The 18013-nt window shown below is 69.8% G+C and carries 14 protein-coding genes; 7 read left to right on the top strand and 7 right to left on the bottom strand.

Translation table 11 applies throughout. The features are described 5' to 3' along the window. Positions 1-72 precede the first annotated feature (72 nt). From alaS to AC069I_RS34910, 5 genes are all read left to right on the top strand, one after another. On the top strand, positions 73-2736 hold the full coding sequence (gene alaS, locus AC069I_RS34890; protein ID WP_478267300.1) for an alanine--tRNA ligase: 2664 nt from the start codon (positions 73-75) through the stop codon (positions 2734-2736). Then, entirely contained in the window at positions 2729-3232 is a 504-nt protein-coding gene (ruvX, locus tag AC069I_RS34895; protein ID WP_034318271.1) for a Holliday junction resolvase RuvX, read from the top strand. Before alaS ends, ruvX begins: the two co-directional genes overlap by 8 nt. 344 nt (positions 3233-3576) lie before the next feature. Continuing rightward, positions 3577-5022: an endolytic transglycosylase MltG gene (gene mltG / locus AC069I_RS34900; RefSeq protein ID WP_478267301.1), complete on the top strand. Its 1446-nt coding sequence runs from the start codon at positions 3577-3579 to the stop codon at positions 5020-5022. A gap of 13 nt (positions 5023-5035) precedes the next feature. Beyond that, positions 5036-5866 carry a shikimate dehydrogenase gene (locus AC069I_RS34905; protein ID WP_478227931.1) on the top strand — a complete coding sequence of 277 codons (831 nt, stop codon included), beginning with the start codon at positions 5036-5038 and terminating at the stop codon, positions 5864-5866. Positions 5867-6230: 364 nt separating this feature from the next. Beyond that, positions 6231-7499: a GrpB family protein gene (locus tag AC069I_RS34910; protein ID WP_478267302.1), complete on the top strand. Its 1269-nt coding sequence runs from the start codon at positions 6231-6233 to the stop codon at positions 7497-7499. A gap of 106 nt (positions 7500-7605) precedes the next feature. Here the strand turns inward: AC069I_RS34910 and AC069I_RS34915 are convergent, their stop codons facing one another. Continuing rightward, positions 7606-8286 carry a TetR/AcrR family transcriptional regulator gene (locus AC069I_RS34915; protein WP_478227911.1) on the bottom strand — a complete coding sequence of 227 codons (681 nt, stop codon included), beginning with the start codon at positions 8284-8286 and terminating at the stop codon, positions 7606-7608. A gap of 17 nt (positions 8287-8303) precedes the next feature. After that, on the bottom strand, positions 8304-8726 hold the full coding sequence (locus tag AC069I_RS34920; protein ID WP_478233814.1) for a hypothetical protein: 423 nt from the start codon (positions 8724-8726) through the stop codon (positions 8304-8306). 139 nt (positions 8727-8865) lie between these two features. Here AC069I_RS34920 and AC069I_RS34925 point away from each other — a divergent pair, with 139 nt between their 5' ends. Then, a complete protein-coding gene (locus AC069I_RS34925) occupies positions 8866-10065 on the top strand; it encodes an endonuclease/exonuclease/phosphatase family protein (protein ID WP_478267303.1) in 1200 nt (399 codons plus the stop codon). Positions 10066-10068: 3 nt separating this feature from the next. Here the strand turns inward: AC069I_RS34925 and AC069I_RS34930 are convergent, their stop codons facing one another. After that, on the bottom strand, positions 10069-10698 hold the full coding sequence (locus tag AC069I_RS34930; RefSeq protein ID WP_478267304.1) for a maleylpyruvate isomerase family mycothiol-dependent enzyme: 630 nt from the start codon (positions 10696-10698) through the stop codon (positions 10069-10071). Positions 10699-10934: 236 nt separating this feature from the next. Between AC069I_RS34930 and AC069I_RS34935 the strand changes: the two genes are divergently transcribed. Further along, positions 10935-11876 carry a D-2-hydroxyacid dehydrogenase family protein gene (locus AC069I_RS34935; RefSeq protein WP_478227915.1) on the top strand — a complete coding sequence of 314 codons (942 nt, stop codon included), beginning with the start codon at positions 10935-10937 and terminating at the stop codon, positions 11874-11876. Here the strand turns inward: AC069I_RS34935 and AC069I_RS34940 are convergent. From AC069I_RS34940 to AC069I_RS34955, 4 genes are all read right to left on the bottom strand, one after another. Continuing rightward, on the bottom strand, positions 11866-14256 hold the full coding sequence (locus tag AC069I_RS34940; protein WP_478267305.1) for an AMP-binding protein: 2391 nt from the start codon (positions 14254-14256) through the stop codon (positions 11866-11868). The genes AC069I_RS34935 and AC069I_RS34940 overlap by 11 nt on opposite strands. Beyond that, complete coding sequence (locus AC069I_RS34945; protein WP_478267306.1) at positions 14253-15269, bottom strand: ABC transporter ATP-binding protein; 1017 nt, start codon at positions 15267-15269, stop codon at positions 14253-14255. Before AC069I_RS34945 ends, AC069I_RS34940 begins: the two co-directional genes overlap by 4 nt. After that, positions 15266-16705, bottom strand: coding sequence for an ABC transporter permease (locus AC069I_RS34950; RefSeq protein ID WP_478267307.1), 1440 nt, complete (start codon positions 16703-16705; stop codon positions 15266-15268). Before AC069I_RS34950 ends, AC069I_RS34945 begins: the two co-directional genes overlap by 4 nt. Before the next feature lie 62 nt (positions 16706-16767). Next, positions 16768-17787: an iron ABC transporter substrate-binding protein gene (locus AC069I_RS34955; RefSeq protein WP_478267308.1), complete on the bottom strand. Its 1020-nt coding sequence runs from the start codon at positions 17785-17787 to the stop codon at positions 16768-16770. Positions 17788-18013 lie beyond the last annotated feature (226 nt).

Genomic DNA, 18013 nt, shown 5'->3' on the forward strand with positions numbered 1-18013 from the left:
CCAGCCCTTCGCCGTTCTCGCCTGTCCGCATTCCCCGCGCCTTCGCGCGAGCCCGTATACAAGGACGATCCCGTGGAAACACACGAAATCACGAAGCGTTTTCTGAGCCATTTCGAGAACAAGGGACACACGCGCGTCCCCAGCGCGCCGCTGATCCTCGACGACCCGAACCTGCTGTTCGTCAACGCGGGCATGGTCCAGTTCAAGCCGTACTTCCTCGGCGAGGCCCCGCCGCCGTACCCGCGCGCGACCAGCGTCCAGAAGTGCGTCCGCACGCCGGACATCGACGAGGTCGGCAAGACCACGCGGCACAACACGTTCTTCCAGATGGCCGGGAACTTCTCGTTCGGCGACTACTTCAAGGAAGGCGCCATCGAGTACGCCTGGGAGCTGATCACCAAGCCCCAGAGCGAAGGCGGCTACGGCCTCGACCCAGCCCGCATCTGGGCGACGGTCTACGAGGACGACGCCGAGGCGGCCGGCCTGTGGAAGAAGCTCACCGGCCTGCCCGGCGAGCGCATCCAGTCCCGTGACGGCAAGGACAACTACTGGGACATGGGCGTGCCCGGTCCCGGCGGTCCGTGTTCGGAGATCTACTACGACCGCGGCCCGGACTACGGCCGCGAGGGCGGCCCGGTCGCCGACGAGGACCGTTACATCGAGATCTGGAACCTCGTCTTCATGCAGGACGTGCGGGGAGACAAGAGCCCGAAGCACGGCCACAAGCCGATCGGTGAGCTGCCGAAGAAGAACATCGACACCGGCATGGGTGTCGAGCGGGTCGCTACGATCCTCCAGGGCGTCGAGAACGTCTACGAGACCGACCTCGTCCGCCCGGTGATCGGCCGCGCCGAGGAGTTCTCCGGCCGCCGCTACGGCTCCGACCACACCGACGACGTCCGCTTCCGCGTCATCGCCGACCACGCCCGCACCGGTGTCCTGCTCATCGGCGACGGCGTCACCCCGGGCAACGACGGCCGCGGCTACGTGCTGCGCCGTCTGCTCCGCCGCATCATCCGCTCCGCGCGCCTGCTCGGCGTGCACGAGCCGGTGCTGCCCGCCTTCGCGGCGGTCGTCCGCGACACCATGGGCCCGACGTACCCCGAGCTGGTCTCCGGTTTCGACCGCATCGAGGACATCGTGCGCGTCGAGGAGGAGGCCTTCCTCTCCACGCTCACCAGCGGCTCGCGCATCTTCGACCTCGCGGCCGAGGAGACCAAGCGCGCCGGCGGGTCGCTGCTGGCCGGCGACAAGGCGTTCCAGCTGCACGACACCTACGGCTTCCCGATCGACCTGACGCTGGAGATGGCGTCCGAACAGGGCCTGTCCGTCGACGAAGAAGGCTTCCGCACGCTCATGAACGAGCAGCGGCAGCGCGCGAAGGCCGACGCGGCTTCGCGCAAGACCGGCCACGGCGACCTGTCCGAGTACCGCAAGGTGCTGGAGCGCAACGGCGAGACCGAGTTCCTCGGCTACACCGACCTGCAGGCCGAAGCGAAGGTCGTCGCGCTGCTCGAAGACGGCGTGCCGGTCTCGAGCGTCGGCGAGGGCAAGAAGGCGGAGCTGGTCCTGGACCGCACGCCGTTCTACGCCGAGAGCGGTGGCCAGGTCGCCGACACCGGCGTGCTGCTCGGCGACGGCGTCGAGCTCAAGGTCCACGACGTGCAGAAGATCGTGCCGGGCCTGTTCGTGCACCGCGTCGAGGTGCTCGAGGGCGAGGTCGGCATCGGCAGCTCGCTGACCGGTTCGGTCGACCAGCACCGCCGTCTGTCGATCGAGCGGTCCCACTCCGCGACGCACCTGGTGCACGCCGCCGTGCGCGGCGCGTACGGCAAGCGCGCGGCGCAGGCCGGTTCGCTGAACTCGCCGGGCCGGATGCGCTTCGACTTCACCACCTCCGGCGGCGTGTCGGCCGACGTGCTGACCGAGGTCGAGGAGGAGGTCAACGACTACCTCCAGACCAACGTCGAGGTGAACACCTTCGTCACCACGAAGGACAAAGCCCTCGAACTGGGCGCGGTCGCGCTGTTCGGCGAGAAGTACGGCAACGACGTCCGCGTCGTCGACATGGGCGAGTACTCCCGCGAACTCTGCGGTGGCACCCACGTCGACCGCATCGGCCGGCTCGGCCTGGTGAAGCTGGTGGGCGACTCGTCCATCGGTTCCGGTGTGCACCGCGTCGAGGCGCTCGTCGGCACGGACGCGCTGAAGTACGTCCGCAAAGAGCAGCTGCTCGTCTCACAGCTCGCGAACACCTTCAAGGTGCCGTCGGAGCAGCTGCCGTCGCGTATCGACGACGTGCTCACCCGGCTCAAGAACGCCGAGAAGGAGATCGAGCAGCTGCGCACCCAGCAGGTGCTCGGCTCGGCGGGCTCGCTCGCGGACAGGGCCGAGGACATCGGCGGCGTCGCGGTCGTCGCCCAGATGCTGGGCGAGGGCGTCGACTCGAACGGCCTGCGCGCGCTGGCTTCGGACATCCGCGGCAGGCTCGGCAACCGTCCCGGCATCGTCGCGCTGTTCGCCCCACAAGGCGAGAAGGTCGCCTTCGTCGTCGCCACCACGAAGGCGGCGCAGGAGAAGGGCATCGCGGCGGGCAAGCTCGTCCCGTCGTTCGCCGAGGCGATCGGCGGTCGTGGCGGCGGCAAGCCGGACATGGCACAGGGCGGGGGCACCAACCCGGCCGGGGCCGAGCAGGCCATCGCCTCACTGCGCGCGGCGGTCGCCCAAGTTGGCTGACGACGCCCCCCAGCGGCGCCCGGATCGGCCAGGAGAGTCCGATCCGGGGCGTGGCAGGCGGCTTGGCGTGGATGTCGGATCCGTCCGGGTCGGGGTCGCCTTGAGCGATCCCGACCCCATCCTCGCGAGCCCTCTCGTTACCCTCACTCGCGACGCGGCGGGCGACAAGGACGTCGACCTGCTCGTCGGACTCGTCACGGAACACGACGTGGTCGAGGTCGTCGTCGGCTTGCCGAGGACGCTCAAGGACCGTCATGGGCCGGCGGCCGAAGCGGCGCTGGACTATGCCGAAAAGGTCGCCGCCAGGATCGCGCCGGTGCCGGTGCGACTGGCCGACGAGCGGTTGACCACGGTGACGGCATCCAGGATGCTGTCGCAGCGTGGGGTGAAGGGACGTAAGCAACGTGCCGTCGTCGATCAGGCGGCCGCGGTCGAGATCCTGCAGGCGTGGATCGACGCGGTAGCGGCACATCGCGCACGGAAGGGCGATACATGACCGAGCCCCACGGCCGGCCCGAGCGCCGTCAGGGCGGTAGACGACGGTTGCGGGAGCCTGAGGAGGCCAGCCCGCCACCGGCCCCGCCGCGTCGACGGCCCGAACCCCAGCCGACGGGACGACGGCACGTCCGGCAGGAACCGCCCGAGCCGCCCGTACGGCGTCCGGCGGAGGAACCGCCGCGTGCCCGCCGGTCGCCGGAAGAGCCGCCGCCGCGTGCCCGGCGCGCCGCCGACGAGCCGCAGCGTCCGGGCCCACCGAGGCGGGCCCCGGAACCCGCGGTCCCGCCACCGCCCCCCGCGCCGCAGCGGCGGTTCCCCCAGCCGGGTGACCGGAGTCTTGGCATGCCCGCCTATGCCCAGGACGAGGCCCCCCGCCCAGGCCGCCGCAGGCGCCGCGAGGACGACGGCCCGCTCCCGGACGAGCGGCCGACCGACATCCTCCCCGCGATCCAGGAAGCGCCGATCGCCCGGCGTCCCGGCGCGGCTCCTTCTTCGCCGCCCCAAGGAAGCGAAGAGGAATACAACGAGATCTTCGGTGACGACGAGTACGACGACTATGACGAGTACGACGACTACGAGGATTACGAGGACTTCGAAGACGAAGACCGGGCCGAGCCCGAACGCATCGAGGACGAGCGTCCGGAACGACAGGGGCCGCCGCCCAAGAAACGCAAGAAGAAGCGCGCGCTGGGCTGGATCGCCGCGCTGACCGTGCTCGTCCTGCTCGCCGGTGGCGCCTACTACGGCTTCACCGAGATCTTCGGTTACGACGACTACGAAGGCACCGGCGAGAGCGACGTCCTCGTCCAGGTGGAGAAGGGCGACTCGACGTCGGCGATCGGCAACCGGCTGCAGGCGGCCGGGGTGGTCGCCAGCGGCAAGGCGTTCGTGAAGGCGGGCGAGGACAACACCGCCGTCTCGCGGCTCCAGCAGGGCTACTACGTCATGAAGACGAAGATGTCCGGTGCCAGCGCGGTCGAGAAGATGATCGCGCCCGCGTCGAAGGTCGGCCAGATCGAGATCCGGCCGTACACCCAGTTCCACGACATCACCCAGCCCGACGGCAAGGTGACCCCTGGCGTGTATTCGTTGCTGTCCAAGGCTTCCTGCGCGGACCTGAACGGAACGAGCACCTGCCTCCCGGTCGAGGAACTGCGCAAGACGATCGAGACGGCGGATCTGGCGAAACTGGGCGTCCCGTCGTGGGCCGTCGAGTCCGCCACGAAGGCCGAGCACAAGGACCGGCGGCTCGAAGGGCTGATCGCCCCGGGTATCTACAACGTCAAGCCCGGATGGTCGGCCGAAGAGCTGCTCACGTTCGTCGTGAAGACCTCGGCGGAGCGCATCCTGAACGCCGGGCTGAGCGATCAGTCGAAGGGGCAGGGCAAGACCCCCTACGAGACGCTCATCATCGCGTCGATCATCGAACGCGAGGCGGTGAAGGCCGACTTCGGGAAGATCTCGCGGGTCATCTACAACCGGCTCGACGAGAAGATGCGGCTCGAGATGGACTCGACGATCAACTACGTCCTCGACCGGCCGACCCTGCTCACCAAACCCGAGGAACGGGAAAAAGCGGGCGCGTACAACACGTACAAATCGGTCGGCCTGACCCCGACGCCGATCGCGGTCCCGAGCGCGGAGGCGATCCAGGCCGCGTTGAAGCCGGCGGCGGGGGAGTGGCTGTTCTTCGTCAAATGCGAGAAGAACGGGCTCTCCTGCTTCGCGGTGACCTTCGAGGACCACAGGAAGAACCGAGATGACGCGGTGAGGCGTGGTGTCATCTGAGCGCAAGGCCGCGATCCTCGGGAAACCGGTCGAACACTCGCTCTCGCCCGTGCTGCACGGCGCCGCGTTCCGCGCGCTGGGGCTGGACGGCTGGACCTACGAGCGGGTCGAGATGGACGGTCCCGGGCTGCCCGCGTTCGTCGACGGTCTCGGCCCGGAGTGGGCCGGGCTTTCGGTGACCATGCCCGGGAAACGGGCCGCGCTGGAGCACGCCGACGAGGTGACGCCGCGTGCGGCGGCCGTCGGCGCGGCGAACACGTTGGTGCGCGGGGAAACCGGTTGGCTCGCCGACTGCACCGACGTCGACGGGGTCACCGAAGCGCTGCGAATCGCGGGGGAGTACTCGCCCGGCACGGACGACGCGGCCGTCGTCCTCGGCGCGGGCGGGACCGCCGCCGCGGCCGTCGTCGGGCTGGCGTCGCTCGGCGTGCGGACGGTGCGGCTCGTCGTGCGGGATCCCGCACGGGCGACCGAAACGGTCGAGGCGGCCCAGCGGGCCGGGCTCGACGCCGAGGTCCTCCGCTGGGCGGACGCCGACTTCGGGAAACTCGCGGCGGCTTCGGCGGTGCTGGTGAACACCGTGCCCCCGGACGTCGTCCGGCCACATCTGGCGGAGCTGGCCCGCATCGGGTGCGTCCTCGACGTCATCTACCACCCTTGGCCGACCGCGCTCGCCGAAGCCGTAGCCGAGCGGGGAGGGCGGCTCGCGACCGGCTTGGACATGTTGCTGCATCAGGCTTTCGGGCAGTCCGAGTACTTCACCGGGCAGCCGGCGCCGCGGGCCGAGATGCGGGACGCGTTGCGCGAGGCGACCGGCGGGATCCTTTCTCTGCCGATCGGCTGAGCGGACCACGGGAGGCCAGGTCGCACGGCTCACCGGTCCGTGAAGGCCTCCTTGCCTACCCTGAGGGTAGTGAAGGAGGCCTTCACGGACCGGTGAGCGTTCCCTCACTGCCGTCCGGAACCCTCCTTCAGTGAAAGCGCCTGACAAGATCGCCCAGGTTCGATAATCTGGCCGACTGCCTCGAGAGGGGTGTCGCGGCAACCTTGGTGGACCACCGCGCGCCCCTGGCCGAATGGCCCCGCTATCCCGGCGGCAGGGCGCTCTTGATGGGGGACGGGACGTCTGATTCCTATTCGCGCCCTGGCGACGTGATCGCGGTCGCGCGCAGCCTCGCGAGGAGTGTTGAGGAAGGAACAAGGGGTCAATGCCTAAACCCGATCGAGACGACTACACCGAAGAAGACATCAACGACTCGTGGGTCGATCAGGCTCCGGTGCTGAATTCCACCGTCACGCTGGCCGAATACGACCCGGAGTGGCCCGAGCTGTTCGACCGGGAAGCGAAGCGCATCAGGGGGATCCTGGGGGAGCGCGCGCTGGTCCTGGAACACGTCGGCTCCACGTCGGTGCCCGGGCTCTGCGCGAAACCGATCATCGACATCATGCTGATCGTCGCCGATTCGGACGACGAAGACGCCTACGTGCCGCAGTTGGAGGCCGAGGGCTACAAGCTCGTCATCCGCGAGCCGGAGTGGGAGAAGCACCGCTGCTTCAAAGGCCCGGACACCAACATCAACCTGCACGTCTACTCGCCGGACAACGGCCAGGCCGAGCGCTACCGGCTCTTCCGCGACCGCCTGATCGCGCACGACGACGAACTGAAGCTCTACGAGGACAGGAAACGCGAACTGGCGTCGCGCACCTGGAAGTACATCCAGCAGTACGCCGACGCCAAGACCGAGGTGATCGACGAGATCATCGAACGGGCGCGCGCGGCCCAGTACGACGGGTTCGCGCGTCTCTACGCGGCGCATGCCGAAACCAGCAGCACCAACGCCCTCTACGACCGGCCCGCCATCGTGGACCTGGCCGGGGACGTGGCGGGCAAACGGGTGCTGGACGTCGGCAGCGCGGCCGGTCACCTCAGCGCCTTGCTCGCCGCGAAGGGCGCGGACGTCCTCGGCGTCGACGCCAGTGAAGGCATGGTCGCCATCGCCAGGGAGAAGTTCGGGGACGTCGCTCGATTCGAGATGGCGGACGTTTCGCGGCCGATGTCCTTTTTGGAGGACGCCTCGATCGACGTCATCACGGCGTCGCTGGTGCTGCATTACCTGAAGGACTGGGCGCCGGCGCTGGCGGAGTTCCGGCGGGTGCTCAAACCGGGCGGGCTCCTGGTGTTCTCGGTGCACCATCCCGGCGAGGACTGGCGCTGGTTCGACAAGCGGAACTACTTCCGGCTCGAACTGCTGGAGGACGAGTTCCCGGCGGGCCACAAAGTCCGGTTCTACCGGCGGCCGCTGAGCTGGACGTTCGACGCGGTGCGGGACGCCGGCTTCGCCGTCGACAGGCTGGTCGAGCCGATGCCGCAGGAGACGGCCGCCGAATCGGACCCGCGGTGGTACGCGAAGCTGCGGACCGAACCCCGGTTCCTGTACTTCCGAACCGTCCGGGAACCAGCCACGGCCCGCATTTAGTCCTCTAAATGCGAAAGTCCGTGAAGGCCTCCTTCCCTACTCTCAAGGTAGGGAAGGAGGCCTTCACGGAATCGTGCGAGGCTCCGGAGCCCCGCAAGATAAGTGACTAATCGCGCGGGGGAGCGGCATCGTCCGGCTTCGAGAGGTCCCGGATCAGCGAAACGATCTCCCGGCTCACCGGCCGCAGCACCCGTAGCCGCGAGAGTCCCACCAGCCGCGCGATCAGCGGGACCGTCCGTTCCACCAGGATCCGGCTGCGTTTCTGGCCGCGCGAGCGGTCGTGGACCCAGAACAGCACGACGCCCATCTGGTACAGCCACAGCAGATCGGGCAGGTCGCCGCGCAGGTCCGGGTCGAGTTTGACGTCGGAGTCGGCGATGACGTCGCGCATCAGGCCGACGGAGGCGTCCCGTGCGGGTGAAGACTCCTCGCTGAACGGGCTCAGCGGTGAGTCCGGGTCGGCGGCGTTGACGAAGAGCTGCTTGCCGAAGCGGTGGTACGGCTCGGCGACGTCGAGCCAGGTGAGCAGGACGGTCCTGAGCCGGGCACTGAAGTCCCGCTCACCTTCGATCGACTCGCGCGCGCTCGTCAGGTGCGCGTTGGCGATCTCGTCGTAGAAACCTTGGATCAGCTGGTCTTTCGAGGCGAAGTAGTAGTAGGCGTTTCCGACCGACACGCCCGCTTCGGCGGCGATGGCCCGCATGGTCGTGCGGTCGTAGCCGTTCTCGGCGAACAACCGCAACGCGGTCGCCACGATCAGTGACTTGGTTTCCTCACTCTTCGCCACCACTGCACGGTATCCGGTCAGGGCGCGGGGTGTGGAGCGGGCGCCGGGTAGCCGGGGTAGGGCGGCGGCACCGGCGCCGGCCGCGCGGTGGCGTGGTTGAGGTGCTTGCGCCGGATGCCGTTGAACACCAGCACGTTCCCGACGTGCATCACGCCGAGCACGAGCGCCACGGTGCCGACCTTGACCGACAGCATCTCGAAGACGTCGCGCGCGTCGAGGACGGTGTCGTCACTGGTCAGGAACAGGGTCACGAAACCCAGGCTCACCAGGTAGAACCCGACGACGAGCAACTGGTTGACCGAATGCGCCAGTGCTTGTTCGTCCTGGAAGACGTCTTCCAGGAACGTCTTGCCGTGTCTGCTCAGCGTGCGGGCGACCAGCACGGTCAGGGGGACGGTGATGGCCAGGTAGAGCGCGTAGGCCACGACTACGGGTTGCATGGGGACCTCCTTTTGAACGTGTTCAAGAAGAACGGTAGCCCAGATTTTGAACGCGTTCAAGAGACGCTGTTCACCTGAAGCTCACCCGTGCGGCCGCGCGGAGTGCGTAAGGTCGCACCGGACTCTGGGAGGTAAGACCGTGAAACGCATAGCCGCCGTGCTCACATCGGGCGCCTTGCTGGCCGGGACGCTGCTGGCCGCCACACCGGCGGAAGCGACCGTCGGGCAGAACATCCGCTTCGCGACGTACAACGCTTCGCTCAATCGCGGAGCCGCCGGTCAGCTGGTGACCGATCTGTCGCAGCCGGGCAACGCGCAGGCCGGCGAGGTCGCCGAGGTGATCCAGCGCAACCGGCCGGACGTGCTCCTGATCAACGAGTTCGACTACGTGCCCGGCAACCGCGCCGCGGACCTGTTCCGCGAGAACTACCTCGCGCGCGGCCAGAACGGCGCGGCGCCGATCGACTACCCGTACGCGTTCACCGCGCCGTCGAACACCGGTGTCGCGACCGGTTTCGACCTCGACCGCGACGGCCAGGTCGGCGGCGGCAACGACGCGCACGGCTTCGGCCTCTTCGAGGGCCAGTACGGCATGCTCGTGCTGTCCAAGTACCCGATCGACACCAAGAACGCGCGGACCTTCCAGAAGTTCCTCTGGAAGGACATGCCGGGCGCGCTGCTCCCGGACGACCCGGCCACCGGGGCGCCGAACGACTGGTACTCGCCGCAGGCGCTCGACGTGCTGCGCCTGTCGTCGAAGTCCCATTGGGACATTCCGATCCGAGCCGGCCGCTCGACCGTGCACTTCCTGGCCTCGCACCCGACGCCGCCCACCTTCGACGGCCCCGAAGACCGCAACGGCACCCGTAACCACGACGAGATCCGCTTCTGGGCGGACTACGTGACTCCGGGCAAGGGCCGCTACATCCACGACGACAACGGCCGCCGCGGCGGGCTGGGCGCGCACGAGAAGTTCGTCATCGCCGGCGACCAGAACTCCGACCCGCTCGACGGCGACAGCGTTCCCGGCGCCATCTCGCGTCTGCTGAACGCCCCGCGCGTCATCGAAACCCGGCCGGGCAGTGAAGGCGGCGTGCGGGCCGCGCAGGATCAGGCAGGCGCCAACATCGGCCAGAAGGGCGACCCGTACTTCGACACCGGCGACTTCAACGACAACGCGCCGGGGAACCTGCGGATCGACTACGTCCTGCCGTCGAAGGGCCTGTTCCCCTGGCGTGCCGAGGTCTTCTGGCCGCTGCCCGATTCACCGCTGGCCCGGCTCAACGACGCTTCGGACCACCACCTGGTGCGCGTCGACGTGTTAGTCCCGCGCCGGTAGGCCTCACCGGGCGCCGAGCAGCGCGACGCCCGGTCCGGTGAGCGTGGCCAGCCCGGTGCTTCGCCCGCTCACCGACAGGAGCAGGTCGACGAGCGGGCCCCGTACCTCTTCGGTGCCCGCTCCGCCGGCCCATTCGGCGTCGGTGGCGATCAGCCTGAGGTCCCGGCAGCGTTTCTTGGCGCCCCAGAACGGGCTGACGAGAAGGTGCTCCAGAGCCGCGATCGCCGGCTTCTCCGGCATGGGCCGGTCGATGCCGAGCGGGCGGGCGACGTCCTGGCCGTGGATGAGGACGTCGGCGAGCGGGTCGACCGGTTTGGCGCCGGGCGAGCGGCGGGCCGATCCGGCGTCCTCGCGGATCTGGGCGACGAGTTCGGCCGGGGTGAACCGCGCGGCGTAGGCGACGGCCTGGTCGACGTTCATCCGGTCCCAGTTCCCCTTGGCCTTCACTATGCCGACGAGGGTGTCCTTGAGCCGGTTCCTGGTGGTCTGCGCGAGATGGCCCGCCATCGCGTGGACCGTCCACTCCGTACACAGGGTCTTCGCCGACCAGTCCCGCTCGGCGAGGCTCTCCAGCAAATCCGCGAAGCTCAGTCGTTCGGCCTCGGTCCAGGCCAGGATCTCGCCCTCGTGCATACCTGCTCCTCGTCTCCGGTCATCGTCGTCCGAGCGCCTTGACCGCTCTCGATCCGCGAGACGATCGCCTCGCGACGACCCGCGGCCCCGCGCGCTCCAGCAGGGGACGGACTCTTCGGTCATCACACGGAGGAATTCCTCGCTCGTCCCCGGCTTCAGCCGGTAGGGTGCGGAAACTCCAGGATCACGGTGGCCTCCCCAGGCATGGCTTCGGCGCCGACTCTAGCCTGGGGAGCATGAAGATCGCGATTCTCGACGACTACCAGGAAGTGGCGCTCGGCTTCGGGGACTGGGACTCCCTCGACGCGGAGATCGAGGTGTTCACGAAGCCGTTCGCGGACCCCGCCGACGTGGTCGCCCGCCTCCGTGACTTCGAGGTCGTGGTCGCGATGCGCGAGCGCACCCGCTTCCCCGCCGAAGTCCTCGACCGGCTGCCCGCGCTCAAGCTGCTGGTGAGCACCGGCCACCGCAACGCCGCGATCGACGTGGCCGCCGCCCGGCGCAACGGCGTGGTCGTCTGCTCCACCGGGTACATCGCGGCCCCGGCGGCCGAGCACACCTGGGCGCTGATCCTCGCCGCCGCGCGGAACGTGCCGGTGGAGTCGCGGAACATGCGCGAGGGCGGCTGGCAGACCACCGTCGGCACGATCCTGTCCGGCAAGACCCTCGGACTGCTCGGGCTCGGCAGGCTCGGCGCCGGCGCGGCCAAGATCGGGCAGGCGTTCGGCATGGAGACCATCGCCTGGAGCCAGAACCTGACCCAGGAGAAGGCCGGCCCCCACGGTGTCACGGCGGTGTCGAAGGACGAACTGTTCGCCCGCGCGGACGTCCTTTCGGTCCACCTGGTGCTCAGCGACCGAAGCCGCGGGCTGGTCGGTGAGGCCGAACTCGCCGCGATGAAGCCGACGGCGATGCTGGTCAACACCTCGCGCGGCCCGATCGTGGACGAAGTCGCGCTGGTGGACGCCTTGCGCCGCAAGGAGATCGCGGTCGCCGCGCTGGACGTGTACGACGTCGAGCCGCTGCCCGCGGAGCATCCGCTACGGACGCTGGACAACGTCGTGCTCACCCCGCACATCGGCTACGTCACCCGTGAGGCCTACGAGATCTTCTACCGCGACGCGGTCGAGGACATCGCGGCCTTCCAGGCGGGCTCACCGATCCGGGTCATGGAGTGAGCCTGCGCGTGGCGAGCTGCACGGCCCACCACACGGCCGTGCCCGCCGCCACGCTGAGCACCAGCACGAGTGGTGCCGGAAGGTGTGGGAGCAGGGCGGGGAAGACCGTCCAGTGCGTCAGATAGATGTAGAGCGACGCGCTCGCGACCAGCCCGAGGACGCCGACCGCCGCCCTCGGCACCGGGACATGGACCTGGAGCAGCACCAGCACCAGCCCGCCCAGCACCACGGCCTCCCACAACGGGTCGCCGACCATCCCCGGGACCAGCAGGAAACCGAACGCCGGCACGATCGCCCGCTGCGTGCCCGTCCGCGCCTTGTGGGCCAGCCATCCGAGCGCGAAGAACCAGACCGTGCCGAGCGTCGTCCAGTGCAGTTCGGGGAACGACGGCGCCTCGCCGAGGCTCACCCGGAGCAGGAGACCGGCGCCGAGCGCCACCAAGGCCGTGGCGAATCCGTGTTCCCGCTCGGCGCGACGCACGGCCGGGATCGCGAACACCAGTGACAACGCCAGGAACGCGTGCACGAGGACCTCGACGAACCAGTACCCGTAGGCGCCGGTGAGGGTGAAGTTGTTGATCAGCAGCACGTTCGTCCACGACACGTCGTCGGTGACGGCGAGCCGGTAGCCGAGCCAGGCGATCGCGGGCACGGCGATGGGGAGCGCCGCGCGGGCGATCCGTGACGCCGGGCCGGGCAGCACGAACCGGGCGAAGTTCCAGCCCGCCACGATGAGCAGCAGATGCGCCCCGCCGTGGACGGTGAACAACTCCATGTGCGTGCTCACGATGAGGATGATCGCCAGCGCGCGCAGGAGGACGTTGGTCTCCAGCGTCGCCCACCGCGAGGGTCTCGTGCGCAGGCGCTCGAGTGCCGAGACCGGCATGGCCGGCCAGTCGTCGGGAAGCCGTCCGAGCACGCGTTCCAGCGCGATCGACATCCTGACGTAGGAGAGCGAATCACCGCCGAGCCCGACGAAGGTCGCGTCGCCGGGAATGTCCCGGCGGCCGAAGACGGTGGCGAACGCCCGGCGCACGGAACCCGGTTCCGCATCGTCCGGTTCCCCCGCGGCGGCGATCGCCGGATAGTCGGGCTTTCCGTTGGGCAGCAAGGGGAATTCACGCATGCGGCGGACGACGACGCTCGACGGTGGCAAACCGAACCGGGTGCGGACGAGGGCGGTAGCCCGTTCGGAGGACCGGTGGACGGCGATCACCACCCGCGTGTCGTCGCCCGCGCATACCGCCTCGATCCCGGCCTCGGCGAGGACGCGTTCCACCCGGTCGAGATCGACGCGCAGCCCGAACGGCTTGACGAACCGGCTCTTGCGGCCGGTCACCTCGTACAGCCCGGCGGGGTTGCGGCGTCCGAGGTCGCCGGTCGGGAGTTCGTGGACGGTCCTGCCCGAAGCCAGGTCCGCGGTGGTGTGCGCGTAGCCGAGCATCACGTTCGGGCCGCGATAGATCAGCTCGCCGTCTTCGGCGAGGCCGAAATCGCCGCCCCGGACGGGCACGCCGATCGCGGCGGGGTGGGCGGCCGCCAGGTCCGGCGGCAGATAGGCCATCCGCGCGGTGGCCTCGGTCTGGCCGTACATCACGAAGAACCGCCAGCCGCGCCGCCGTCCGAGTTCGGCGTACTCGGTCACCTTCGCGGGATCGAGCCGTCCGCCCGCCTGCGTGACGTAGCGGAGATCGGGGAGGTCGAGCCGATCGAACCCGACCTGGTCGAGCAGGGCGAAAGTGTGCGGGACGCCGTGCAGGCTCGTCGCGCGCCGCTCCTTCACCAGCGTCCAGAACGCGGGCTCGAGGACCGAGTGTTCGGTCAGCAGCAGGCACGCGCCGCGCAGGAGGTTGCTGTTCACCACGGAAAGCCCGTAGCAGTACGGCAACGGCAGCGAGGCGACGGCGCGGTCGGTGGCCCGGATTTCGAGGTACTCGGCGATGGCCGAGGCATTGGCCCGCAGGCCGTCGGCGGACAGGCGCACCAGCTTGGGGGAAGCGGTCGACCCCGAGGTCGAAAGCAGCAGCGCCAGTTCGGGATGCAGATCGTGTGCGGTACCCGGCCGCCGCTCGGTCAGGACGCCGTCGATGACGACGTCCGGGTCGTAACTTTCGGTCAGCGCGCCCGCCTGGCCACGGGGGACCAGCAGCACCGGATGCCCGCCGCGGAGCGCCGCCAGGTAGGCGACCAGGGAGCCGGTGTCGTTGGCGGCGGCCAGCAGGACCAGCCTGCGCACCGGGCCGAGCCGATCGGCCACAGTGGACACTCGCTGGTCCAGTTCCCGGTAGCTCAGCGCGGAGCCGTCCGGGGCGACCAGCGCGGTCCGGTCGCCGTGGACCGCCAGATCGCCGAGGAAGCCGAGGTCGGCGGCCCTGGTCATGCCGGTTTCCCGGCGAAGAACAGGGCGGGGCCGGACACGCGCACGCGAACCCCGTCACCACGGGAAACCCCGAGCGGACCTTGGACGCGTTGGCGCACCTGCCCACCGTCGGCGAGCCGCAGCAGCACCGTCGCGTCGTGCCCGTGGAACAGGACATCCTCCACGGTGGCCGGTACGCCGTCGGCGTCCACGTGCAGTTGTTCCGGGCGCAGCAGGACGGTGCCGGTCCCGCTGCCCTGGACGGGAAGCCTGCCCAGGGGCGTGTCCACCGTCCCGTTTTCCGCGTCACCGGGAAAAGTGACCGCCTCGCCGACGAAGAGCGCGACCCCGAGATCGGCGGGCCTGCCGTAGATCTCTTGCGGTGTCCCGAGTTGCGCGACGACACCGCCACGCAGCACCGCGACCAGGTCGGCCATGCCGAGCGCCTCCTCCTGGTCGTGCGTCACGAGCAACGCCGTCGCGCCGAACGCGCGCAGCGCCGCGCGGACGTCCACGCGGAGTTCTTCGCGCAGACTCGCGTCGAGCGAGGAGAACGGCTCGTCCATCAGCACGACACCCGGTCGTGGCGCGAGCGTGCGGGCGAGCGCGACCCGGCGTTGCTGCCCACCGGACAGCTCACCGGGTTTCCTTGCCTCGTAACCGGAAAGCCCGACCAGATCGAGGAGCTCGCCGATCCGGCCGTCGCGTCGTCCGGCGCGCGACAACCCGAAACCCACGTTGCCCGCGACGCTCAGATGCGGGAACAGCGCGCCTTCCTGCGGCACGATCCCGATGCCGCGGCGTTCCGGCGGCACGTGCGTGGATCCGCCGGCGAGCAGCCTGCCGCCGAGGCGCACCTCGCCGTCACGGACCGGATGGAACCCGGCGAGCACCCGCAGCAGAGTCGTCTTCCCGCAGCCGGACGGCCCGAGCACCGCCACGAGCCCGCCTTCGGGAACCCGCAGATCCAGCCCGCGCAGTACCGGTTCCGGTCCGTATCCGGCGATCAGGCCCTTCACGTCCAAGCCGCTCATCGCGTCACTCCTCGCAGAAACCGGTCGAGGACGACGGCCGGGATGGCCGCCACCACCAGCAGGACCGCCGCGTAGGGCGCGGCCGCGGCGTAGGCGCCGATCTCGGTCTTCGTCCACAGTTCGGTGGCCAGCGTGTCCACCCCGGTCGGCCGGAGCAGCAGGGTCGCGGGCAGTTCCTTGGCGCAGGTGAGGAAGACGAGCGCCGCGCCCGCCAAGATGCCCGGAGCGGCCAGCGGCACGGTCACCAGCAGCCGCGTGGCCGTGCGGCCCTTCCCGAGCGACCGCGACACGTCCTCCAGCACCGGTGGGGCATGCGCGACGGCGGTCCGCACGGCGCTCACCGCCAGCGGAAGGAAGAGCACCGCGTAGGCGAAGGCCAGCATCGACGTCGTCTGATAGAGCTCCGGCAGCACGCGGATCCCGAAGAACACCAGCGCGAGCCCGACCGTGATACCCGGCAGGGCGTGCCCGGCGAAGCTCGCCAGTTCCATCCCGCGGACGAGCGGTCCCCGGTGCCGCGCCGCGAGGATGCCGACCGGCAGGGCGAACAAAACGGTGAGGAGCGCGCCGGAGGCCGCCACCGCAACGGTGTTCCCGGTCGTCGAGAGCAGGTTGCCGCCCGCCGCCGAACTGCCCGCGACCAGCCACCGGACGAGGCTCGCCACCGGCACGCCGAGGGCGAGCAGGAGTACCACCGCCGTCCCGGTCACCGCCAGGATCTTCGCCCCGCCGAGGGGAACGCGGACGGGCTCGCGTTCCCCTCGGCCGCCGGCCGCGCCTCGCGCGCGCCGTTCGCCGATGGTCAGCAGGATCGCGAGGACGACCAGGACGCAGCCGAGGATGGCGGCGGGCGTCCGGTCGAAGGTCCCGCGATAGCTGGTGTAGATGCCGAGGGTGAACGCCTCGAACCGCATCAGCGACACCGCGCCGAAGTCACTCAGCACGTACAGCGCGACCAGGAGTCCGCCCGCGGTGGCCGCGGGCCGGATCTGCCGCAGGGTCACCGAGAAGAACGTCCGCGTGCTCGTACGGCCCAGCGACCGCGCGACCTCTTCGACCGCCGGGTCCGCGGTGCGCAGCGCCGCCGCGACGGGAAGCAGGACGTACGGGTACGACACCAGCGTCAGCACCAGGAACGCGCCCCAGAACCCGGTCAGCCCAGGGGTCAGCGCCAGCCACGTGAACCCGGCGACGTACGACGGCACGGCCAGCGGCAGTACCAGGAGGATCCCGGTGAACCGGCGCCCCGGCAGGTCGCTGCGCACGACGAGCCAGGCGGAGAGCACGCCGAGCACCAGGCAGGCCGCGGTGACCGCGGTCGCGAGCGCGACGCTGCGCACGGCGAGATCGAAGGTGCGGGACCGCCACAGGACACGCCACACCTCGCCCGCCCCGTGGTCGAACGAGCGGACCGCGAGGTAGCCGAGCGGCGTCACCGCCGCGGCCGCGACCAGCGCACCGAGCGTCGTCAGTGCGGGGGCGGCCCGGAAGACGCCTTTCAGGACAGGCCCGTTTCCTGGAGCAGCGCGACGGTCTGCTGCAGCGACGACAGCCGCGAGAGATCGATGTCGGGGCCGTGCAGCCCGGTGAGCGGCGGCAACTGGTGCTTCGACGACTTCACCGCCGGAACGACCGGATATTCCGCGGTGACGTCGGCGAAATGCCGTTGCGTCTCCTCGGAGAGCAGGAACCGGACGGCCTTCAGCGCGGCGTCCCACCGGTCGGTCCCCTCGACGACACCCGCACCGGCGACGTTCACCAGACCGAGCGGGTCGCCGCCGGGGACGTAGTGCAGTTTCGCCCGCACCGCGTCCGTGCCCGCCTCGGCGACCTTGGCGTACCAGTAGTAGTGATTGATCAACCCGGCGGGCAGCTGGCCGTCGTTGACGGCGTTGAGGATCGCGACGTTGTTGTCGAACCGCTTCGGCTCGTTCGCGGCGAACCGGCGCAGCCAGTCCCGCGCGAAGTCCTCGCCCTTGAGGACCCGCACCGAGGTCACGAACGCCTGCCAGGAGCCGTTGGTCGGGGCGAACCCCAGCCTGCCCTTCCACTTCGGGTCGACGATGTCGTCGAGGCTCTTCGGCAGCTCCGCTTCGGTGACGGCGCGCGGGTCGTAGGCGACGACCCGGACCCGGGCCGAGGTAGCGACCCAGCGGCCGTCGTCGGCGCGGTAGCCGGCGGGTACGAGGCCGAGGACCTCGGCGGGGAGCGGGGAGAGCCTGCCCTGGCCGGCGACCGCGCCGAGCGCGCCCGCGTCCTGGGCGAAGAAGACGTCCGCTTGGGTGCGCTCACCCTCTTCGAGCAGCTGCGCGGCCATTTCCCCGCTGCCGCCGTAGCGCACCTCGACCGGGGTCCCGGTAGCCTGCTTCAGCCGGTCGAGAAGCCCGCCGACCAGCTCCTTGTTGCGTCCGGAGTAGATCACCAGCGCGTCGGATTCCTCCGCGCTGTCGCAGGCGACGACAGAGGTCGTCAGCAACGCCGCGACGAACAGAACCACAGCTATCCGGCCCACAGCCACGGGGCCCTCCTTCGGTCAGCCCCCACGGTTGTGCCGCGGCTAAGGTAAAGCTCACCTAAGGGGCTGGCAAGGCATCGTGGCCGTTACGTGATGCAACCTCGGTCACGTCACTCATTCGAGTGGTAACCGGGTTTCCTGTGGGTTCTTGCCCAGCTCGGCTGCGGGGCGCCGAAAAGGGACGGGACGGAGCTGTCTGCCCGCTTCGGTTCAGGTGGTCGTGCCGGCC

This window comes from Amycolatopsis sp. NPDC043885 (genome assembly GCF_056435685.1).